This is a genomic window from Moraxella ovis, assembly GCF_900453105.1.
In the GTDB taxonomy this organism is placed as follows: Bacteria; Pseudomonadota; Gammaproteobacteria; order Pseudomonadales; family Moraxellaceae; genus Moraxella; species Moraxella ovis.
In genome coordinates this window covers 2006612-2028461 of the sequence record NZ_UGPW01000001.1, presented here as the reverse complement: position 1 = coordinate 2028461, position 21850 = coordinate 2006612, and the positions used below count along the sequence as shown (strand labels likewise).

The window sequence follows — 21850 nt, the reverse complement described above, 5'->3', positions numbered from 1 at the left end:
TTGCTAAATTTTAGATATGATTAAAAAACAGGCAAGCTCATTTGGCAAATTATGATGAATGGGTCATCCAAAAGTCTTTTGATTGATATTTTTAATACAAAACATCGATTTATCAAACCAACTGATTTGCCAATTTTAAGTTATAATACAAACATGATCTAATAGGAGAACCTTATGAAACGTATTTTATCTGCGCTAGCACTATCTACTGCAGCAGCACTACTCGCTGCGCCTGCCATGGCAGACGATGAGGTACGCATCTATGAGCAAAATAAAGACCAATACATCAGCCAAGCTAAAGCAGGCGAGATCGCCAAAGCGCATGTCAAAGGCGTGAGCGTGAAGAAAGTCGAATTTGATCACGACAATCGTCTTGGTGCGCATTTTGACGTAGAAGTATTGGCTGATCGCGGCGTTGAATATGACGTGTCTGTCGATGCCAGAACTGGTAAAGTTCTAAAAAGCGAAGTTGAAGATTAATACTTATCATAAACCTTCGATAAATATAAAAAAATTGCAAGTAAACCACTTCCGATTTTTTATTTGGGACTGTACTAGATCAGCCTAAATCCCACACCATTTTCTCAGTATTTTAAGCCGATTAGGGTGTGCCATAGTTAAAACGAAACTCGCATTCTTTGATAAAAAGATGAAAGTTTTTCTTGTCAATGCCATTGTATTTTCTAAGTACTCATTTGGCTTGACTCCAGAGGTTTTTAATGACATTGATGTGATTATGATCTTTTGCAAATTCTTTAGAATGATTAATTCTAAATCGCTTAAAATCACTCATATCAAGCGCATTGTAGCTTTTATAGCTATCAGTATAGACAATGCTATTTTGCTTAGTTTGCAATGGGTTACTTCATAAAACTAGTATAACATTGGTGTTATTCTAGTACAGCCCCATTTTTATTATAAACCATTGAATTTAAACAACAAAAAAGCCTAAATCATACGATTTAGGCTTTTTAAAAATTGGAGCGGGAAACGAGATTCGAACTCGCGACCCCAACCTTGGCAATCTCGGGCGACTATTTTTCGCTAGATACCCTTATTTTACCTTAAATAATCTCTTTATATATCAATATCTTATGATTATTATCAGTGTGGATGCTGATTGCACGCTTTGATGGTTTTTTATATCTTGGTACGAAAAACAATAGGGTAAATTTACCCCATAATTTTTCGTATTTTATCATAATTTTTAAATTTTTTGCCCTTGTGCGTGCTGATGAAAGTTGCAGGTATTGATGGATTTGAATTATTTTAATTTTATATTTTCTATTTAATAATATTAAGCTTTTTTCAAATCTTATAATTTGTCAGTTGGGTTTGGGATTTGGTATGCCAATTTTGCGGTGATTGATGGTGTTATTTATCGCATATTTTGCGGAGAATATGTGGTATATAACCGCAGATGAAGTGAAATTTAGAATGGTGATGGTTGATGCGTTTATTCATGAATATACTTGCATACCTGTGGTTTGTTACGCTACATTCATTTGATGATGGTAACGATCGTCTGACTCGTGCACTCACTGAGGATGCTCGCCAAAAGCGATGGTAGTCCGCAGCGATTTTATAGTATGTCCGCACAAATTTTTGCCAATCGTCGTGAGTGTTATCACATACTTGAACAGACTCAAAAGGGCTTAGCATTAGCCACCGAATGGCTAATTTGGTTTTTAACCAATCTAGAAGCGGCTTTGACACAAGCACTTGCCCAGTCACAAAAGGTTGTCGCTAAGTCACAGTCTTAACATACGTATCGCCATACATCACTCAATCCACGGCAGGTGGTGATGATCAATAAGCTTTGGGATGGTTTTTATGGCAAGCTTACCACCAAAAAATGGGCGGGGATCACAAAAGTATCTACAGATACCGCTCTAAGAGACCCCAATGATTTGGTTGAAAAAGGAATTTTGGTGAAGTCACTAGCTTCTGGACATAGTCAAAGTTATGAGCTGAACTGTCTTGTGGGATGACTACAAAAAAGTTGTTAATACATGAATTTGATAAAATAATATCAAAATTAAAACAAGTTGAGGTGGTTATGCTTCATCTGTATGACGATATTGATGCACGCTTAGCTTTGGCAGCTTATCTAAAACAAAAACGCAAAGATGCTAAGCTGTCACGCCGAGTGCTGGCTGAAAAATCCTTGATTCCTGAGCCAACCATTCGTCGGTTTGAGAATACAGGTCATATTTCTTTAAAGAACTTTTTGTTATTGTGGATGATTTTGGATGACATTGCTCGGTTTATGGAATTAACCAAACCCGAAGCAATCAAACCCAAAACCATCGCCGAGGTGCTTGCTTATGATCAGTAGCTATCAGTTCAGCTACTCACAAATACACCGGCTGATCAAGTTTTGACCGCCAAACAAGTGTCTAATGAGCTTAGCATCTCAGACAGTACCGCTCGTAAGCTACTCAATGAACTTGAGAATATGGGATTGGCAACCACTGTGCGTAATGGTCGCGGCAAGGGGTATTTGTTGGTGAAGTAGGATTGATGTGATAAGCTCGACACCCAGACGTGCGGTTTAGCATCTTAAATAACTACACAAGCTCTGTTAAAAAGAAGCGGCAGTTTTTAACAGAGCCCTCTTAGGGGTTGTTTGAAAATAGTTGTACCGGTACAAAGATCAGATTGGTGGTTTAAGGCTATTTGTTGATTAATTCCGATTCGCCGGTAGATTGTTTCAATAGTTTTTAATAATAATTGAATGAATTCACCATCATCCCCATTTCGATAAGATAAAAATATAGGGCTGACTGCACCGGCGTCTAGTATGGGTAGATATTTAAGGTTTGTCATTGAGATGGCTCTACTGTTTTGTGGAACGATGGACATACCTTCGCCCGATGCGACCATCCCAAGTGCCATTTGAATATTGGAAATATGCCGAATACCTTTTGGGCTAAGACCATGCTCAGCAAAGATATTTTCAATGTAGTTTGCGAAGGTTTGATCGCCAACATTTGGATAACACCAAAGCACCTCATCAGTGATATCACTCAAATACACCCCGTCAAAATTGATAAAACGTGCTTCGTGCTCATTGACTGCCAGTACCAATGATTCATCTCTGAGTAAAACCCTTGCGATGGCAGGATCGCTAAATTTTAGCCGACCAAAACCCACATCAATTTTGCCTGATTTGAGTGCCTCAAGTTGTTCGAAAGTGCCCATTTCAACGAGTTCGATATTGACGCTGGGCAATAGTTTTCTAAATTCAAAAATAACCTGTGGCAATAACCCTAAAAGCAGGGAGCCGACAAAGCCTACCTTTAAGGTTTTATCGGCCTGTCCCACTCTTCTTGTCATGGAAACCATCTGTTCCATATTGCCCAAAATTCTTTTGGCATATTGATAAAAAAATTGCCCCGCCTCGGTTGTATTAATAGGTCGGCTACCGCGCTCTAGAAGAGGTAAACCTAGCTCATCTTCTAGATTTTGGATTTGTCGACTTAGTGGCGGTTGAGCGATGAATAGTCGTTCGGAGGCCTTAGTGAAACTTTGCTCCTCTACCACAGCAACAAAGTATTTGAGATGTCGAATATCCATATCTTTATTCCCTAATTTTGTATTTGTATGTATAAGATATCAAAAATTATTATATTTTTAAAGTATTTTTTTATAGGTAATCTATCTAATGAGTATTTAAAAAAATAAAAATACTAATAATTTCAGTTAATTATGTAATATATTTATTTTTAATTGTTTAGATAAGTATGGTTTTATACCAAAATAGTCTAAATCCATATCTATTTGATTTTGCAATTTCTTTAAGAATCAAATAAATTTGCACCTACAACTAGTCAAAATTTGAAAAAAATTTAGCCAGTTGAGTTGTAAAAAGATTTTTGTGAAAATTTTGCCATATTTTTTAACTAAGGAGTGGTTATGAGCGAACAGGTTTTTCAAACAGCAGCCAACAAACCTGAGCAGGTGAGTATTGATGATTTTATTGACCATGCTAAATTTACAACATTTCATTGGACGGTCTTGTTGTGGTGTTTGCTTATTATTATTTTTGATGGATATGATTTGGCCATTTATGGGGTGGCTCTACCCTTATTAATGGAGCAATGGAGTTTGACATCAGTGGAAGCTGGATGGCTTGCCAGTTCTGCATTGTTTGGTATGATGTTTGGGGCGATTGGTTTTGGGACATTATCCGATAAGCTGGGGCGAAAAAAGACGATTATGCTTTGCATTTTGCTTTTTGCGGGGTTTACCTTTTTGGGTGCATTTGCTAAGAATCCCATACAGTTTGCTGTATTGCGTTTTATTGCTGGGCTAGGGATTGGTGGGGTTATGCCTAATGTGGTGGCACTGACAACCGAGTTTGCTCCAAAGCGTATGAAAAGTACACTAGTTGCGGTGATGTTTAGTGGTTATGCCATTGGAGGTATGGCATCAGCTTTGCTAGGTAAAGCTCTTGTGCCTGTGCATGGTTGGCAGATTGTGTTTATGCTGGCCGGTATTCCTGTACTTTTATTGCCAATCATTTGGGCGATGTTGCCAGAATCGTTGTTTTATCTAAAACGCAAGGGCCTTGATGACGAGGCTAAAAAAATCATTACTAAAATAGACCCTGCGTATTCCAATAAAGATTATGAGATTGAACCAATTGTGGTAACATCAGAGGATTCCGCTCCTTTGAAAGCTTTGTTTCAGCAGCGTAGAACGGTCAGCACCATCATGTTCTGGGTTGCTTTCTTTATGTGCCTGTTAATGGTTTATGCGCTTGCGAGCTGGTTACCTAAGCTGATGATTGGTGCAGGGTATTCATTGGGAGCAAGTATGCTGTTTCTGTTTGCTTTAAATATCGGCGGCATGATTGGTGCGATTGGCGGTGGCGTGCTTGCTGATCGTTTTCATATAAAACCTGTTTTAGTATCGATGTTTACGCTAGGTGCAGTCTCGCTTGTTTTGTTGGGGTTTAATAGTCCAGCTCCTGTGTTATATACACTTATTGCTATTGCAGGTGCAGCGACCATCGGTTCTCAAATCTTACTTTATACTTTTGTTTCGCAATACTATCCGTCTGCGGTGCGTTCCACAGGCATGGGTTTTGCCTCTGGTGTAGGAAGGGTTGGAGCAATCGTTGGTCCTGTACTTACAGGCGCTTTGCTTAGCTTGCAACTCGCTCATCAAATGAACTTTATGGCAATAGCAATTCCTGGTCTGATTGCAGCAGTAGCGATATTCTTGGTGGATATCAAAAATTCTAGTACCAAGTAAGGCTCGGATAATAAAAAAGCGCTTGATAATGAACCGACCGCCAATTCTTAGACAATTAAGATTAAAGATTGGGTTTGAATTTAGCGTTTTGACCAAGGGCTAAGTGTCTGTACCGCATAGGGCTTAGTCCTTTTAATTTTCTCTTTAATTCTATTATGATTGCATGATCAATATATTCATCAATTATTTTTTTAGTTTATCAATGGATGTAAATCTTCTTTAGTATTTACCATGAAAGAAGATTTTTTCTTTTAGTATGCCAAAAAAGGTTTCTGTCGCTGCATTATCCAAGCAATTGCCTTTTCTTGAAATGCTTTGAATGATTTTATTATCTTTTAAGGTTTGTTGATAGTTTTGCATTTGATAGTGCTAGCCTTGATCAGAATGCATGAACATTTGATGATGATTGCTGCCATTACCACCTGCTTGTCGTCTCTTTGGTGCTTGATCAAGTATCTTACTAACCAAGTCATAATTTGGACTGATATACATCTGATAGCTGATAATATCTTCCTTAAATAAATGGTTGATGGGTGATAAGTAAAGCTTTTTGGTATTGCCTTGTTTATCCACCAATTTAAATTTAGTCACATCTGTTGCCGATTTTTAATTGGGTGTACTTGCTTTAAAATCACGAATGACTGCATTGCCAGCAGATTTACCTAACTTAGCCTGATAATTACTAAATCTACGTTTACTCCGAATCAATGTTTTAAGTCCCAAATGCTTCATGAGCTGATGTATTTTTTATGGTTGATAGCGAAGCACATCTGTTTTAGGGCAAAGGTAATTCTGCGATAACTATATCTACTTTGATAAGAATGATATGTATTTTTGATTTTGTCTTTGATTTGTTGTTGATTATCTACTTGCTTTAATTGCTTGAGACAATAATTAAAAGTTGCTGGTGCCATAACAAGATAAGCCATTAATTGCTCATCAATCACTGTGATTTTGTTTGAGATGATTTGCTTTTTGTTTGCTGACGCTCCAAGGCTTCTAACTCTTGCATAACATTAAGCTCCATGCGTAAGTGTTGTAGTTCAGCAATAAGTTTAGCTTGAGTTTGTACCGGTACAGTTTTTGTTCATCAGGTTTGCATGATTAGTTTACCTTGTTGGATTTATGCACAGATTTCCTACCTATGAGCTTGGGGTCCAGTCCCATGATTTTGATAAGCTTTTAACCAGTTTGAGAGCATAGCATAATGTGGTAGGTATAGCTCTAGGGCAAGCCGAGTTAAGGATTTGCCAAGAATGACTCGTTATACAGTACTTGGGTAATAGACTGTTTTTGTATGTCGTCTTTTAATACAATCTATGCTCTATACTTGGTAACGTTTCACCCAAAGCTATACAAGCTTATGATCTAGATTAAAGTGTTTTGCTGTACGTTTGTAGCTGTGTTCATCAAAACAATAGTTAGGAACTTGCAGTTTAAAGTCGTCTGAATATTTTGCCGTGAAAACATCCCAAAGGTTGATGCCTGACTTTTGGGGTGCGGTTCATTTGGGTGTTTTTTCATTCATTGAGGTTAAGTATTCATATACATTAATTATACTTATATAGTATAAAAAAATGCAAAAATAATATTTGTTTTTTTATATATATTCTTTTAGAGTATAAACATGCCCATCCATAACACGTGAAAGTAATAAAATTTAATTAAAAAATAATTGGGGAATACTGTGTATCAATTAGAAACGTTTATCTTGGACATTCCAACCATTCGTCCGCATAAGATGTCAGTTGCGATCATGCAAAAGCAAACCCTTGTGTTAGTGAAGATAACTTCTGATGAGGGGATTGTGGGTTGGGGTGAGGCGACAACCATTGGCGGTTTGTCGTATGGCGAAGAAAGTCCCGAGAGCATTAAGACTAATCTAGATATCTACTTTGCTCCACTATTAACCACTGTCAAAAGCGAATTAAATATCGCTCAGATCATGCAAATTCTCAATAAGAATATTATTGGCAATCGTTTTGCCAAATGCGCAGTACAAACAGCATTATTTGACATTTGGGGTAAAAAATTGGGTTTGCCTATCAGTGAATTATTGGGTGGCCGATTACGTGATAGCTTACCTGTTTTATGGGTTTTGGCTTCTGGAGATACACAAAAAGATATCACGGAGGCGAAAAAAATGATTGAGCTTAAGCGCCATAATACCTTTAAGCTAAAAATCGGTTCACGTTCGGTGGAAGAAGATGTGGAGCACGTAGTTGCCATCAAAAAAGCACTGGGTAAAGATGTTAGTATTCGCGTTGATGTAAATCGAGCATGGAGCGAAATGCAATGCTTACAAGGGATAAGAGCACTACGAGACGGTGGTATAGACCTGATTGAACAGCCTTGTGCCATTGATGATATCGAATTGCTTGCCAAACTCACTCAGCGATTTGATGTGGCAATCATGGCGGATGAATCGGTCATGTACCCTAAACATGCTTACAAACTTGCTAAAAATCATAATGCTCATGTATTTGCAGTAAAAATTGAGCAAGCGGGCGGACTTATTGAGGCACGCGACATTGGCAAAATTGCGACTTTTGCAGGGATTGACCTATATGGTGGTACCATGCTAGAAGGGGCGGTGGGAACGATTGCTTCTGCTCATGTCTTTAGCACCTTTGAGAGTTTAGCTTATGGTACAGAGCTGTTTGCACCGCTACTTTTGACTGAAGAAATTTTAAAAACACCTTTGGTTTATGAGAATTTTGAATTAAAAGTACCAAAGGGTGCAGGGCTTGGCATTGAGCCTGATGAAGAAAAAATATTGGCATTAACAAGACATTCATAAGTTTTAAGTGTATTAAAACACAAACATAAGGAGACGTTATGCTTTATTATGTCAAAATGGACGTCAACATCCCAGTTGACTTTGACAAACAAAAAGCCGATGAGATTAAGGTGGTTGAAAAAGCCTACTCGCAGGAGCTTCAAAGACAAGGTAAATGGCGACATTTATGGCGAATCTCTGGCCAATACTCCAATATCAGTATTTTTGATGTGGAGAGTAATGAGGAGTTGCACACCATATTGCAGGGATTACCGCTTTATCCCTTTATGAATATTGAGGTTATGCCCTTAAATCGCCATCCTTCATCGATTCGTGATGATGACAGCTGATTTTTAATTTTTAATTTACAAAAGTGGCTATGCACTCTCATGGCAATTAACCCAACCGTAGCCAGCCATTTGAAGATGCCAGCTACACCATGACAAGGAGAAGAAGTATGAACCGTCAAGAAATTGATGCTTTGGTTAAAAAAATGAATGTGAACACCGCTACAGGTGAAGTGGACGCTCGTGTGCAAGAGATTGTGGTTCGTCTTTTGGGTGATTTGTTTGAAGCCATTGTGGATTTGAACATCACCCAAACTGAGCTTTGGAAAGGCATGGAGTACCTTTCTGATTTGGGCCAGGCCAACGAAGTAGGATTGCTTGTACCTGGTCTTGGTTTAGAGCACTTCATGGACTTGCTTGAAGACGAAAAAGACCGTCAAGCTGGCGTAGAACAAGGCGGTACACCTCGTACCATCGAAGGTCCACTGTATGTGGCGGGAGCTCCTGAGAGCGTGGGCTTTGCCCGCATGGACGATGGCTCTGAATCTGACAAGATTGACACGCTCATCATTGAGGGTGTGGTGACTGATGTGGATGGCAACATCGTACCAAATGCCAAAGTGGAAATGTGGCACGCTAACGGTCAGGGCAACTATTCATTCTTTGATAAATCACAATCTGATTTCAACCTTCGCCGTACCATTTATACCGATGAAAACGGTCGCTATCGTGCCCAAACTACTATGCCAGTTGGTTATGGTTGTCCACCGAATGGACCAACGCAAGCCCTGCTTGACAAGCTAGGTCGTCATGGTCAGCGTCCATCGCATGTTCACTACTTCATCACGGCTGACGGCTTCCGTAAGCTCACCACTCAGTTTAACATCGAAGGCGACAAATACCTCTGGGACGACTTTGCGTTCGGTACTCGTGAAGGCTTGGTGGCGGTGGCGACCGACAAATCAAGTGTACAGGATTTGGCAAAATATGGACTTGATAAGCCATTTAAGCACATCACCTTTGATTTTAAACTAACCAAAGACACCCAAACCGCCCCAACTACCGAAGTGGACAGAAGACGAGCTCAGGGCTGATCGTTGTTATCGGTAGATTGTATCTTAGTAATAGGGTTAAGATACAATCCCCATAATCCACAACATAACCTACAAAAGGAGTGGTAAATGAGTTATCAAGTTACAAAAGGATTGTCTGTTTTGGCGGTGTCGGCATTGTCCCTAAGTCTGATGGCGTGTTCGACAACATCGGTTTCGTCCCAATCGGCTGTTCAGGCAAATCCTGAATACCTACACGCACCAAGCACCCACCCAGCACGCCTTGCCCCAAAAGAAGGTGAAATGAGAGTAACCTTATTGGGTACAGGTAGCCCAGTGCCGAGCGTTCATCGCTATGGACCTGCAACTTTGGTACAAGCTGGTGGTCTTAATATTTTGATTGATGCAGGGCGTGGCAATGCGGTGCGTTTGACCCAAGCGGGTGTACCACTTGGCAAAATTGATGCGGTATTTTTTACCCATTATCACTCTGACCATACCAATGGTTTGGGCGATTTGTGGATGACGGGTTATATTCCTGCGTTTGGTGGTCGCAGTAGCGGTGCATTAAATGTTTATGGTCCGACTGGGGCAAAAGCATTGGTTGAAGGCTTAAAAATCGCCCATGCTGATGACATTAAAGTGCGTGTTGCTGATGGTGAACTAAAAGCGGAAACGACGGGGCTTGTTGCTCATGAATTTGAGGGTGAGGGCGTCGTGTTTAACCAAAATGGTGTGGTGATTACCGCCTTTGATGTGCCACATGATACCAAAGGAGCGATTAAGCCAAACTTGGGCTATCGTGTGGATTATGCAGGGCGTTCGGTGCTCATTAGTGTCGATACCATTCCCTCGCCAAATATCATCAAATACGGCAAAGGTGTAGATTTGCTCATTCACGAAGTGGCTGAATTTAAAGACATCAATGCCCTACCGCAAGTCTATGCTCATCATACCAACCCACGCCAAGCAGGTGAGATTTTTAGCCAAACCAAGCCAAAAATGGCGGTTTATACCCATGTTGTCAATGGCGTATCGGCAAAAATCATCGGCATTCCTGACGAAGAATTGATTGAGCGTACTCGTGCCAATTATCAAGGAGCGTTAAAGGTTGGACGGGATTTGATGAGTTTTTCGCTCAACGCAAATGGCGTTGAGGTGTATGAACCTTAATTGTTATTTCATTTAAATTGTATTTGACCCCAGCTTGTGCAAGGAGAAAATAAAATGCCAAAGATTCCTGTTGTCAATACCAGTCATTTAGACCGCATTGACGAGCTTTTAGTAGAAAATCCAGAAACTGGCGAATATAAAGTTCATCGCTCTGTATTTACCGACCAAACTTTATTTGATTTGGAAATGAAATACATCTTTGAGGGCAACTGGGTGTATTTGGCACATGAAAGCCAAATTCCAGAAATCAACGATTATTATACGACTTATATTGGTCGCCAACCAATCATCATTGCTCGCAACAAAGATGGCGAATTAAATGCGATGATTAACGCCTGTTCACATCGTGGGGCTCAGCTTTGCCGTTACAAAAAAGGCAACAAATCCTCCTATACCTGCCCATTTCACGGTTGGACATTTAACAACTCTGGCAAACTTTTGAAAGTCAAAGACCCTAAAGACGCAGGTTATCCTGAAAGTTTTAATAAAGACGGTTCGCACGATTTGAAAAAAGTCGCTCGTTTTGAAAGCTACAAAGGCTTTTTGTTTGGCAGTTTAAATCCTGATGTCCTGCCACTCGAAGAATATCTTGGTGAAGCGACCAAAATCATTGACATGATTGTCGGTCAAGCTCAAGATGGCTTAGAGGTGCTTCGTGGTTCATCAACTTATACTTATGAGGGCAACTGGAAACTGACCGCCGAAAATGGTGCGGACGGCTACCATGTTTCCGCGGTGCATTGGAATTACGCTGCCACCACCCAACAAAGAAAAGAAAAACAAGCAGGGGCGGACAATATCCGTGCCATGAGTGCAGGCGGTTGGGGCAAACAAGGCGGTGGCTCATACGGTTTTGAACATGGGCATATGCTTCTTTGGACACAATGGGCAAACCCAGAAGACCGTCCAAACTACGCCCAATACGACACTTATAAAGAGCTCTACGGCGAGGCGATGGCAAAATGGATGATTGAGCGTTCTCGTAATTTGTGCTTGTATCCTAATGTGTATTTGATGGACCAATTCGGCTCGCAAATCCGTATTTTACGCCCATTGGCGGTCAATAAAACCGAAGTTACGATTTATTGTATCGCACCAAAAGGCGAAAGTGCCGAAAACCGCCAACGCCGCATTCGCCAATACGAAGATTTCTTTAACGCATCAGGTATGGCAACTCCAGACGACCTAGAAGAGTTTCGCTCTTGCCAAGTCGGTTACGCAGGTATAGATATTGAATGGAATGATATGTGCCGTGGGGCAAGCCACTGGGTGCATGAGGCGGACAAATTTGCCCAAGAAATCGGCTTAAAACCAAAATTAAGCGGTGTCAAAACCGAAGATGAAGGCTTGTATCTTGCCCAGCACGAGCATTGGGTCGAAGTGATGAAAGAAGCCATCAAAACCGAACAAAAATTGGAAAAAGGAGAAGTCTGATGAGCTTAGTATCTGCCGAATTGCAACACAAAATCAGCCAATTTTTGTACCAAGAAGCCCGCTTTTTGGATGATGAACAATGGGATGATTGGCTAGAATGCTACGCACCAGAGGCGTCATTTTGGATGCCAGCATGGGATGATGATGACACGCTGGTTACTGACCCGATGACAGAAGTCTCCTTGATTTATTATCCAAACCGTCAAGGTCTTGAAGACCGTGTGTTTCGTATCAAAACTGAGCGCTCGTCAGCAACCATTCCAGACACTCGCACCAGCCACAACATCAACAATATTGAAGTTGAAAAGGTTGAGGGCAACAAAGCAACCGTACGATTTAACTGGTTTACACTCAGCTTCCGCTATAAGACCATTTACCAACATTTTGGTATGTCTCGCTACGAAATCGATGTTTCAGGCGACAGCTTTAAAATTTTGAGCAAATATGTCGTTCTAAAAAATGACTACATTCACCAAGTCATTGATGTTTATCATATTTGATAAAAATGGGATTGGTGAGTTGAATTACCAATCCCATTTTGCCTTAATTTAACCAGTCAGCCAACAGCCAACTTATTGCATAAAAAATATAAGGATATTTTTATGAGTCACAAAGTCGCTTTACAATTTGAAGATGGTGTTACCCGGTTTATTGAAGTGGGTGACGGCGAAGTTTTATCAGACGCTGCCTACCGCCAAAAAATGAACATTCCGCTAGATTGCCGAGACGGAGCGTGTGGCACTTGCCGAGCTTTTTATGAGTCTGGGACTTATGACATGGATAGCGACATGTACATCGAGGACGCCCTAAGCCCTGAAGATGCCGAAAAAGGCTATGTTTTGGCGTGTCAATGTTATCCAACTTCAGATTCGGTCATTCAGATTTTGGCAAGTTCTGCTGTGTGCAAAACCCAAATCCATACTTTCAGTGGCACGCTGACCGATTTACAAAAAGTCTCCGATAGCACCATTTGTTTTGAAATTGAATTGGATGAAAATGAACCAGAAATCAGCTTTTTGGCAGGGCAATATGTCAATGTGAAAATTCCAAACACTGATGAAACTCGTTCATATTCTTTCAGTTCAAAGCCAAACGACCGCAAAACCAGCTTTGTGGTACGAAATGTCCCCAATGGCAAGATGAGTTCGTTCTTGGCAAATACCGCCAAAGTGGGCGACAAAATGAGCTTTACAGGCCCTTTTGGCAGTTTTTATCTGCGTCCGATGGTTCGCCCAACGCTGTTTTTGGCAGGTGGGACAGGGATTGCGCCGTTTTTATCCATGCTTAAAGTGCTTGACGAAAAAGGTTCGGATTTTCCTATTCGCATGGTGTTTGGCGTGACCAATGATGAGGATTTGGTCGGCATTGATGCGCTAGATGACTCTAAGGCGAAACATGACTGGTTTGATTATCGTACAGTTGTGGTCAATGAGATGTCCACCCATGAGCGTAAAGGCTATGTCACTGCTCATATTGATGATGACTGGCTAAATGGCGGCGATGTGGATATTTATCTGTGTGGACCTGTGGCAATGGTTGATTCGGTGCGTGATTGGTTGGAAGTTCAGAACATCACGGCGCAAAATTTCTTGTTTGAGAAGTTCTCAGCCAATTAAGATGGCGGCAAAATGGATTGCTTGCAAATTTCATAAAAGTCATTAAAATCTTTTTTACCCCTAGTGGTCAGTACCTAATGGCTGAAATTTGTCATCATCTATCAAAAGGAGTAAATATGTCCCTGTCTAATACCATTGCTATAAACCCGCAGCATTTGAGTGATTTGATGAGCGAACAGGCGTTTTTTGCGAACATTCGCCAAACCATCCACCAAAATCCTGAGCTGGGTTTTGAAGAGGTTGAAACCAGTAATCTCATCGCCAAGTACCTGACCGAATGGGGCTATACGCTACATCATGGGCTTGCCAAAACAGGCATTGTTGCCACCCTAAAAAACGGTAACGGTGATAAAGTCGTCGGACTGCGTGCCGACATGGACGCTTTGCCCATCGTGGAAAAGACGGGCAAACCTTATGCCAGTCAAGTCGCAGGCAAATTTCATGGCTGTGGGCATGACGGACACAGCACCATTTTGCTTGCTTGTGCTAAACAGCTTGCCAAAACTCGCAATTTTAATGGTACGGTGCATTTGATTTTTCAGCCTGCCGAAGAGCTGCTTTATGGCGGTCGTGTCATGTTAGAGGACGGCTTGTTTGACAAATTTCCTTGCGATGTGATTTTTGCCATGCACAACATGCCACGCCTAGCGACAGGCGAGTTTTATTTTAAAACTGGGGCGGTCATGGCGTCCTCCGACACTTTGCATGTCCATGTCAAAGGCGTGGGCAGTCATGGGGCGATGCCTGAATACGGCATTGATGCGACTTTGGTGGCGTGTCATATCGCCATTGCCCTCCAAAGCATTGTCTCTCGCAATGTCAGTCCGCTTGAGCAAGCGGTGATTACGGTGGGGCAACTCACCTCTGGAAATGTCCCCAATGTGGTCAATGATTCTGCCCTGTTAAAATTAAGCGTTCGCACCCTAAATGCCGAAGTCCGCAAAAAGGTGCTATCTCGAATTACAGAAGTGGTGGAATTTCAAGCCAAAAGTTTTGGAGCCAGTGCCGAAGTCGAACACATCAACGGCTGTCCGCCCACTGTCAATGGCAGTGATGCGACCGAATTTGCCGTCAAAGTCGCCCAAAATTTGGTGGGCGAGGACAAAGTGCATACAGGCATTGCTCCGCTTATGGGAAGCGAGGATTTTGCCTTTATGCTAGAAGCTAACCCCAACGGCAACTACTGCTTTGTCGGCAATGGGGGCGGTGATTCTGCGTGCATGGTGCATCACCCGGAATACGATTTTAATGATGAGATTACCGCTACGGCCGGGGCGTACTTTTGTGGTCTTGTGGAAAACTATTTGAAGTGATTTAAAAAAAGGATTTTTTATGACAACAACACAAACACAAAATGAGTTTCGTGGCAACGACAAACTGCTCATCGGCATGGTGCTGGGGGTTTTGACCTTTTGGCTGTTTTATCAGTCGATGTTTAATGTCGTGCCGTCCATTCAAAAAGATTTGGGCATGTCAGATACCTCACTCAATGCGGTGATTAGCTTAGGCTCGCTGTTTTCTGGCTGTTTTATCATTTTAATGGGCGGATTGGCGGATAAATTTGGGCGAGTGCGTTTGACTTATGTGGGTTTTACTCTAAACATCATCGCCTGTTTGGTGCTGTATTTTAGCACCAATCCTTTCACCTTTGGGCTTGGGCGAGTGCTTCAAGGTCTGTCGTCCGCCTGTATCATGCCAGCGACTTTGTCCATCATCAAAAATTATTATCACGGAGCCGAACGACAAAGGGCGTTTAGCTTTTGGTCGATTGGCTCGTTCGGTGGTTCAGGGCTTTCGTCTTTTGTTGGTGGGGCAATCGCCACGAGCATGGGCTGGAAAAGCATTTTCTTGCTGTCAATCGCCATTTCGGCGGTCGGTATGCTTCTCATCAAAGGCACGCCAGAGAGCAAATCGCACGAGGTTTCTACCAGTCGTTATGACTATGTCGGGCTGTTTAGCTGTGTGATTGGGCTTTTGTGTTTAAATTTGCTCATCACCAAAGGGTTTAGGCTTGGGTTTACGAATGGTTTTACGCTAACCATGCTCGCTGGGGCGGTGGTGATGGGGATTGTGTTTTTTCGCACCGAAATCAAGAAAAAACATCAGGCATTTTTGGATTTTTCGCTGTTCAACAGTCGTGGTTATAGTGGGGCGTGTTTGTCCAACTTCTTATTAAACTGCATGGCAGGCACGATTATCATTATCAATACCTATTTGCAAAAAGGACATGGCTTGACTGCATTTCAAGCAGGGGTCAAATCTTTGGGCTATGTCGTCATGGTCATGATTATGATTCGTGTGAGCGAAAAACTGCTACAAAAATTCGGCTACAAAACCCCAATGTGGCTCGGCACGGCAATCACGGCGGTTGGAGCATTGGGGCTGTCCATGACCTTTGTGTCGCACGAAGTGTATATGTGGTGGGTCATTGTGTCTTTTGCGGTGTTTGGCTTTGGTTTGGGTTGTTATTCTACCCCTGCGGCGGACTGCGCGATGGTCAATGTACCTCTTGATAAAGCAGGCGTGGCGGCAGGTGTGTTTAAAATGGCAAGTGCTTTGGGTGCGTCCTTTGGCATCGCCACAGGAGCGACTATTTTTAGCGCCTTTAAGGATGCTGGCGTACATTTGGCAGGTCAATATGCCCTCTTGACGATGGCCGCTTTTGGTGTACTAGCAACATTGGCAGTGCTGGTAATGATTCCTAAAAAGACTGCGCAATCGGCTTAACGCCGCTACTGGTAAGGATTTGAAAGACCCTTTTATTTTAAATCAAAGCACGACAACATGAATTATGACAGGAGTAATCATGTCGGAAACCAAGCGTTTTAAAGATAAGGTGGTGATTGTGACAGGCGCAGCTCAGGGAATTGGGCGTGGCGTGGCTTTGCAAGTCGCCAAAGAGGGGGCAAATGTGGTGCTGGTGGATTTTTCGGATTTTGTGCAAGAAACAGCCGATGAGATTGCCAAATTACAAAAAACTGGCAAAAAGGGCGATCATCTCATCGTCAAAGCCGATTTGGAACAGTATGCAGGAGCCCAAGAAGTTGCCAAGCAAACCCTTGAAAAATTTGGTCGCATTGATGTGCTGATTAACAATGTCGGTGGGGCGATTTGGATGAAGCCGTTTGAGGAATTTGCCGAAAATGAAATCATCAAAGAAATCAACCGCTCGTTGTTTCCAACTTTGTGGTGTTGTCATGCGGTGCTACCTTGTATGATTAGCCAGCAGTCAGGCGTGATTGTCAATGTGTCGTCCATCGCCACTCGTGGCATTCATCGCATTCCTTATTCGGCGGCAAAAGGCGGGGTAAATGCCTTGACCGCAAGTTTGGCATTTGAACACGCCAAAGACGGCATTCGTGTCAATGCGGTGGCGACGGGCGGTACAGACGCTCCACCACGCAAAACCCCAAGAAACACCAATCCCCAAAGCGAGGACGAAAAACGCTGGATGCAAGAGGTGGTTGAACAAACCATTGACCGTACCTTTTTGGGGCGTTATGGCACGATCGACGAGCAGGTTAATGCGATTTTGTTTTTAGCGTCCGATGAGTCGTCCTATATGACAGGCACGGTCATGCCTGTGGGCGGTGGCGATCAAGGATAGCTTTTTACCCATCACTGGAAAAATATGGCTGACACGGAGTGTGGATGATGAGCGTATTTAGGGATTTTAAGCAAGATTTTTCTTTGTCGGCAATGATGGCGGGTTTGCTTGCGGTAACGATTTCTTACGCAGGACCGTTGGTGATATTTATTCAGGTGGGGCAGTCGGCAGGCGTGGATAATGCCATGATGATTTCATGGATTTGGGCGGTGTCGATCGGCTCGGCAGTTGGCAGTATTTTTTTATCTTTACGCCACAAAGTGCCGATTTTGCTCGCTTGGTCAATCCCTGGAACGGCACTTTTGGTCAGCCTTTTTCCCAGCATTAGCCTTAATGAAGCGGTGGGGGCGTATCTCATCGCAGGCGTGATTAGCCTTGCCATTGGCATGAGTGGCTATTTTGATAAGGTATTGCATTGCATTCCGCAGGGCATTGCAGGTGGTATGATGTCAGGGATTTTGTTTGGTTTTGGCGTGGGAGCGTTTTCGTCATTTAGCAGTGAACCGATGTTAGCCTGTGCCATGCTGGCAAGTTTTTTGGCTGCCAAACGCTTTTCGCCTCGTTATGCGATTGTGTGGGTGCTTTTGATAGGGCTTTTGGTGGCGTGGTTATTGGGACTCATAAATGGTAGCCAAGCTTTCGAATTGAGTGTTGCCAAGCCCATATTTATCGCCCCACAATTCTCGTGGCAGGCAGTATTTAATTTGACATTGCCGTTGGTGATTTTAAATTTAACAGGGCAATTTTTACCTGGAATGGCACTCATTAAGCTTAATAATTATCAAGTATCCAGCCAGCCCATCATCAATAGTGCAAGCCTATTGTCGCTCGCTGTGGCGGTGTTTGGGGGGATTAGTATTGTGCTGGCGGCGGTAACATCGGCTTTGTGCATGGGCAAAGATTGCCACGAAAACTCTGGCAAACGTTACATCGGCGGTGTGTTTAATGGCGTATTTTATCTGGTGGGGGCGGTGTTTTCAGGTTCTTTGGTGGGCTTGTTTGCCATACTTCCCAAAAGTTTAATCGCCATGCTGGCAGGCTTGGCGTTGCTTGGGGCATTATTGACCAACCTTGGCATTGCCATGCAACACAGCGAACAAAAAGAGCCTGCGTTAATCACCTTTTTGGTAACAGCCTCAGGCATGAGCTTATTTGGGCTAAGTTCGGTGTTTTGGGGCATTGTATTTGGCATGATTGGTTTTTTTATTTTACAAGCCAAAACACCAAAAACTCATGAAAGAACAAAATAGGAGTAAACAATGATTGATAAATCCAGCCAATCACTCACCCAGGTGATGAGTCAAATCAAAGATGGTGCAACGATTTTAATTGGCGGTTTTGGGCCAGCAGGCCAGCCTGCTGAACTCATTGACGCACTCATCGATTGCAATGTCAAAAATTTAACCATTGTCAGCAACAACGCAGGCAATGGCGACTATGGCCTGGCAAGACTATTAAAAACAGCAGCGGTCAAAAAAATCATCTGCTCATTCCCACGCCAAGCCGACAGTTATGTTTTTGATGAGCTGTACCGAGCGGGCAAAATTGAGCTTGAAGTTGTGCCACAGGGCAACCTAGCTTGCCGTATTCAGGCATCAGGCATCAGGCATGGGGCTTGGGGCGATTTATACGCCGACAGGTTTTGGTACGCTCTTAGCCGAAGGTAAAGAAACTCGCCACATTGACGGCAAAGATTATGTGCTTGAATACCCAATCAAAGCCGATTTTGCCCTTATCAAAGCCCATAAAGGCGACCGTTGGGGTAATTTGGTGTACAACAAATCCGCTCGCAACTTCGGTCCGATTATGGCAATGGCGGCCGATGTTACCATCGCTCAGGTGGGCGAAGTGGTGGCACTGGGCGAGCTTGACCCTGAACACATCGTAACACCGGGGATTTTTGTACAGCATGTGGTTGAGCTTCAATCCGTAACACACGCCATGACAGACGAATAAGGGGAGCAACATGACTTATCAAAAACTAAGCCGAGACCAAATCGCAAGCCGTATCGCCAAAGACATTCCAGAAGGGGCGTATGTCAATCTGGGTATAGGATTGCCAACCAAAGTGGCTAGTCACTTACCCAAAGATAAAGAGATTTTTTTACATTCTGAAAATGGTCTGCTTGCCTTTGGCCCGCCACCAGAAACAGGACAAGAGGATCCAGAGCTTATCAATGCTGGCAAAGAATTTGTTACTATGCTAACAGGCGGATCATTTTTTCATCACGGCGATTCTTTTACAATGATGCGTGGCGGTCATTTAGATATTTGCGTATTGGGAGCTTTTCAAGTTGATGAAGATGGCGACCTTGCCAACTGGCACACAGGTGAGAGCGATGCTATTCCTGCGGTGGGCGGAGCGATGGATTTGGCAGTGGGAGCAAAACAGGTGTTTGTTGCGACCGAACATACGACCAAAAACGGAGACCCTAAAATCGTCAAAAATCTCACTTATCCAGTAACGGGCAAGAAATGCGTGGATAGAATCTACACCGACCTATGCGTAATAGATGTTACATCAGAGGGGCTAAAAGTCATTGAAAAAATTGGTGGTTTGGATTTTGAGGAGTTGCAACGATTCACAGGGGCAAGCCTTATTGATGCGACCGTTTAAAAACATAAGAATTAAGGAGAATTATGATGCAAAATGCTTATATCATTGATGCCATTCGCACGCCATTTGGGAGGTATGGTGGGATCTTATCAGGCATTCGTGCTGATGACTTAGGGGCGACTGTTATTAAGGCAATTATGGAACGTAATGTCAATGTGGATTTTGGTCAGGTTGACGATGTGATTTTTGGTTGTGCCAACCAAGCAGGCGAGGATAACCGCAATGTGGGGCGTATGTCGGCACTGCTTGCAGGCTTGCCTGTACAAGTGCCAGCCACCACCATTAACCGCTTGTGTGGTTCGTCATTGGACGCAGTGGCGATGGCGAGCCGTGCGATTAAATCAGGCGAATCGGATTTAATCATCGCAGGTGGTGTGGAGAGCATGAGCCGAGCTCCTTTTGTGATGGGTAAAGCTGAAAACGCTTACGACCGCACCCAAAAAATCGAGGATACCACGATGGGCTGGCGGTTTATCAACCCCAAATTAAAAGAGCTGTACGGCGTGGACACCATGCCACAGACGGCGGAAAATGTCGCCGAGCAATTTAACATCTTTCGCACCGACCAAGACAAATTTGCCTTGCGCAGCCAAACTTTAACCAAAATCGCCCAAGACAATGGCTTTTTTGACAAAGAAATCGTCCCTGTTACGATTGTACCAAAAAAAGGCGAACCGATTATTGTAAATAAAGACGAACATCCAAGAGAAACCAGCCTTGAAGTGTTGGCGAAGCTAAAACCAGTCGTCAAAGCAGACGGTACGGTAACGGCTGGCAACGCCTCAGGCATCAATGACGGAGCAAGTGCGGTATTTATCGCCTCTGATGAAGCGGTGGCAAAGTTTGGCTTGACCCCACGAGCCAAAATCATCACCAGCACCACAGTCGGCATTGAGCCACGCATTATGGGTTTTGCTCCTGCTTCGGCCATTAAAAAACTACTTGCCATGACCGAGCTTAGTCTTGATGATATGGATGTTATTGAGCTTAACGAGGCTTTTGCTGCCCAAGCCCTAGCCTGTACTCGTGAGCTGGGTTTGGATGATGATGACAGTCGTGTCAATCCCAATGGCGGTGCGATTGCCTTAGGGCACCCATTAGGTGCGTCAGGGGCAAGACTGGTAACAACCGCTATTAATCAGCTTGAAAAAACAGGCGGTAAGTATGCCTTATGTAGTATGTGCATTGGGGTAGGCCAAGGGATAGCATTGATTATTGAGCGAGTTGAGGGGTTGTGATATGTCCATTTTTACTAATAACGAAGTAAGTTTAAATTACCAAACTTTTGGCGATAAGATAAAGCCTGCCTTGATTTTTTCTAATTCGCTTGGAACAAATCACACAATGTGGCAAGCGCAAATTGATGCTCTAAAAACAGACTTTTTTATCATCTGCTACGACACACGTGGACATGGTGACAGCTCCACACCAGAGGGGAGCTATACCATAGCACAACTTGGGCAAGATGTAGTAGATTTACTGGATTATCTTGATGTTAAAAAAGCAAATTTTTGTGGTATTTCTATGGGGGGCTTGACGGGTATTTGGCTTGCCATTCATTGCCCGAGTTACTTTGATAAAATCATTGTCTCCAATACCGCTGCTAAAATTGGTAACCAAACCGCTTGGCAGGAGCGAGCAGAAAGTGTGCGTGTCAATGGTTTACAAGGCATAGCTGATACCGCGTCTGGTAGATGGTTTACTGATGATTTTGTCAAAAACAACCCTGAGGTTGTCAAAAATCTTAGCCAAAATCTTGCCAAAGGAGACAAAGAGGGTTATGCTAACTGTTGTGAGGCATTGGCGATTGCCGATTTGCGTGATGACTTGAAAAATTCGCAAGTACCGATGTTAGTCATTGCGGGCAGTGCCGACCCTGTAACCACTGTGGCAGATGGTGAATTTATTGTGGAGCATGCTCCCAACGCTACACTTGCCATCATTGAGGCTTCACATATCGCTAATGTGGAGAAAGCAGAGGCATTTAATCAGATTATTAAGAATTTTTGAATTAATTAAGGCT

22 protein-coding genes and 2 pseudogenes are annotated in these 21850 nt (G+C 42.9%); 21 read left to right on the top strand and 3 right to left on the bottom strand.

What is annotated here, in order from left to right; genetic code table 11:
- Positions 1 to 174 precede the first annotated feature (174 nt).
- Complete coding sequence (locus tag DYD54_RS09770; RefSeq protein ID WP_063514719.1) at positions 175 to 480, top strand: PepSY domain-containing protein; 306 nt, start codon at positions 175 to 177, stop codon at positions 478 to 480.
- Between the two features lie 84 nt (positions 481 to 564).
- Here DYD54_RS09770 and DYD54_RS09765 read toward each other — a convergent pair.
- A pseudogene (locus DYD54_RS09765) lies at positions 565 to 847 on the bottom strand (transposase); the annotation flags it as partial.
- 742 nt (positions 848 to 1589) lie between these two features.
- Between DYD54_RS09765 and DYD54_RS11615 the strand changes: the two are divergent.
- The 4 genes from DYD54_RS11615 (at position 1590) to DYD54_RS09750 (ending at position 2518) form a co-directional block, all read left to right on the top strand.
- The gene (locus tag DYD54_RS11615) at positions 1590 to 1763 is read left to right on the top strand and encodes a hypothetical protein (protein ID WP_218563658.1); all 174 of its coding nucleotides are present in this window, start codon (positions 1590 to 1592) and stop codon (positions 1761 to 1763) included.
- 42 nt (positions 1764 to 1805) lie between these two features.
- A complete protein-coding gene (locus DYD54_RS11610; protein WP_063514717.1) occupies positions 1806 to 1991 on the top strand; it encodes a hypothetical protein in 186 nt (61 codons plus the stop codon).
- A 68-nt stretch (positions 1992 to 2059) separates the two neighbouring features.
- On the top strand, positions 2060 to 2338 hold the full coding sequence (locus DYD54_RS09755) for a helix-turn-helix domain-containing protein (RefSeq protein WP_063515047.1): 279 nt from the start codon (positions 2060 to 2062) through the stop codon (positions 2336 to 2338).
- Positions 2339 to 2380: 42 nt separating this feature from the next.
- Positions 2381 to 2518, top strand: a complete 138-nt coding sequence (locus DYD54_RS09750) for a DeoR family transcriptional regulator (RefSeq protein ID WP_084260698.1) — start codon at positions 2381 to 2383, stop codon at positions 2516 to 2518.
- An 86-nt stretch (positions 2519 to 2604) separates the two neighbouring features.
- Here the strand turns inward: DYD54_RS09750 and DYD54_RS09745 are convergent, their stop codons facing one another.
- Positions 2605 to 3579 (bottom strand): LysR family transcriptional regulator, encoded by a 975-nt coding sequence (locus DYD54_RS09745; RefSeq protein ID WP_063514716.1) that lies wholly within the window; start codon positions 3577 to 3579, stop codon positions 2605 to 2607.
- Positions 3580 to 3918: 339 nt separating this feature from the next.
- Between DYD54_RS09745 and DYD54_RS09740 the strand changes: the two genes are divergently transcribed.
- Positions 3919 to 5262 (top strand): MFS transporter, encoded by a 1344-nt coding sequence (locus DYD54_RS09740; protein ID WP_063514715.1) that lies wholly within the window; start codon positions 3919 to 3921, stop codon positions 5260 to 5262.
- Between the two features lie 369 nt (positions 5263 to 5631).
- Here DYD54_RS09740 and DYD54_RS09735 read toward each other — a convergent pair whose 3' ends face one another.
- On the bottom strand, positions 5632 to 5853 hold the full coding sequence (locus tag DYD54_RS09735) for a hypothetical protein (RefSeq protein ID WP_084260697.1): 222 nt from the start codon (positions 5851 to 5853) through the stop codon (positions 5632 to 5634).
- A gap of 1096 nt (positions 5854 to 6949) precedes the next feature.
- Between DYD54_RS09735 and DYD54_RS09725 the strand changes: the two genes are divergently transcribed.
- The 15 genes and pseudogenes from DYD54_RS09725 to pcaD all read left to right on the top strand — a co-directional run bounded on the left by DYD54_RS09725 (position 6950) and on the right by pcaD (position 21837).
- The gene (locus tag DYD54_RS09725; protein ID WP_063514713.1) at positions 6950 to 8062 is read left to right on the top strand and encodes a muconate/chloromuconate family cycloisomerase; all 1113 of its coding nucleotides are present in this window, start codon (positions 6950 to 6952) and stop codon (positions 8060 to 8062) included.
- A 38-nt stretch (positions 8063 to 8100) separates the two neighbouring features.
- The gene (catC, locus tag DYD54_RS09720; RefSeq protein WP_063514712.1) at positions 8101 to 8391 is read left to right on the top strand and encodes a muconolactone Delta-isomerase; all 291 of its coding nucleotides are present in this window, start codon (positions 8101 to 8103) and stop codon (positions 8389 to 8391) included.
- A gap of 107 nt (positions 8392 to 8498) precedes the next feature.
- Positions 8499 to 9422, top strand: a complete 924-nt coding sequence (catA, locus tag DYD54_RS09715; protein ID WP_063514711.1) for a catechol 1,2-dioxygenase — start codon at positions 8499 to 8501, stop codon at positions 9420 to 9422.
- Between the two features lie 87 nt (positions 9423 to 9509).
- Entirely contained in the window at positions 9510 to 10553 is a 1044-nt protein-coding gene (locus DYD54_RS09710) for an MBL fold metallo-hydrolase (protein ID WP_063514710.1), read from the top strand.
- A gap of 54 nt (positions 10554 to 10607) precedes the next feature.
- Positions 10608 to 11987 carry a benzoate 1,2-dioxygenase large subunit gene (benA, locus tag DYD54_RS09705; protein ID WP_063514709.1) on the top strand — a complete coding sequence of 460 codons (1380 nt, stop codon included), beginning with the start codon at positions 10608 to 10610 and terminating at the stop codon, positions 11985 to 11987.
- Positions 11987 to 12487, top strand: coding sequence for a benzoate 1,2-dioxygenase small subunit (benB, locus tag DYD54_RS09700; protein WP_063514708.1), 501 nt, complete (start codon positions 11987 to 11989; stop codon positions 12485 to 12487). The genes benA and benB overlap by 1 nt, the downstream gene beginning before the upstream one ends.
- 102 nt (positions 12488 to 12589) lie before the next feature.
- Positions 12590 to 13603 (top strand): benzoate 1,2-dioxygenase electron transfer component BenC, encoded by a 1014-nt coding sequence (gene benC, locus DYD54_RS09695; RefSeq protein WP_063514707.1) that lies wholly within the window; start codon positions 12590 to 12592, stop codon positions 13601 to 13603.
- 116 nt (positions 13604 to 13719) lie between these two features.
- Positions 13720 to 14916: a M20 aminoacylase family protein gene (locus DYD54_RS09690; protein ID WP_084260696.1), complete on the top strand. Its 1197-nt coding sequence runs from the start codon at positions 13720 to 13722 to the stop codon at positions 14914 to 14916.
- A gap of 19 nt (positions 14917 to 14935) precedes the next feature.
- On the top strand, positions 14936 to 16330 hold the full coding sequence (locus DYD54_RS09685; protein WP_063514706.1) for an MFS transporter: 1395 nt from the start codon (positions 14936 to 14938) through the stop codon (positions 16328 to 16330).
- A 79-nt stretch (positions 16331 to 16409) separates the two neighbouring features.
- Positions 16410 to 17210: a 1,6-dihydroxycyclohexa-2,4-diene-1-carboxylate dehydrogenase gene (locus DYD54_RS09680; RefSeq protein WP_063514705.1), complete on the top strand. Its 801-nt coding sequence runs from the start codon at positions 16410 to 16412 to the stop codon at positions 17208 to 17210.
- Between the two features lie 44 nt (positions 17211 to 17254).
- Positions 17255 to 18460, top strand: coding sequence for a benzoate/H(+) symporter BenE family transporter (locus DYD54_RS09675; RefSeq protein ID WP_063514704.1), 1206 nt, complete (start codon positions 17255 to 17257; stop codon positions 18458 to 18460).
- Between the two features lie 9 nt (positions 18461 to 18469).
- A pseudogene (locus DYD54_RS09670) lies at positions 18470 to 19166 on the top strand (3-oxoacid CoA-transferase subunit A).
- A gap of 10 nt (positions 19167 to 19176) precedes the next feature.
- Entirely contained in the window at positions 19177 to 19827 is a 651-nt protein-coding gene (locus tag DYD54_RS09665; RefSeq protein WP_063514703.1) for a 3-oxoacid CoA-transferase subunit B, read from the top strand.
- 26 nt (positions 19828 to 19853) lie between these two features.
- Positions 19854 to 21065, top strand: a complete 1212-nt coding sequence (pcaF, locus tag DYD54_RS09660) for a 3-oxoadipyl-CoA thiolase (protein WP_063515045.1) — start codon at positions 19854 to 19856, stop codon at positions 21063 to 21065.
- A 1-nt stretch (position 21066) separates the two neighbouring features.
- On the top strand, positions 21067 to 21837 hold the full coding sequence (gene pcaD / locus DYD54_RS09655) for a 3-oxoadipate enol-lactonase (protein ID WP_063514702.1): 771 nt from the start codon (positions 21067 to 21069) through the stop codon (positions 21835 to 21837).
- The last annotated feature ends 13 nt before the right edge of the window (positions 21838 to 21850 follow it).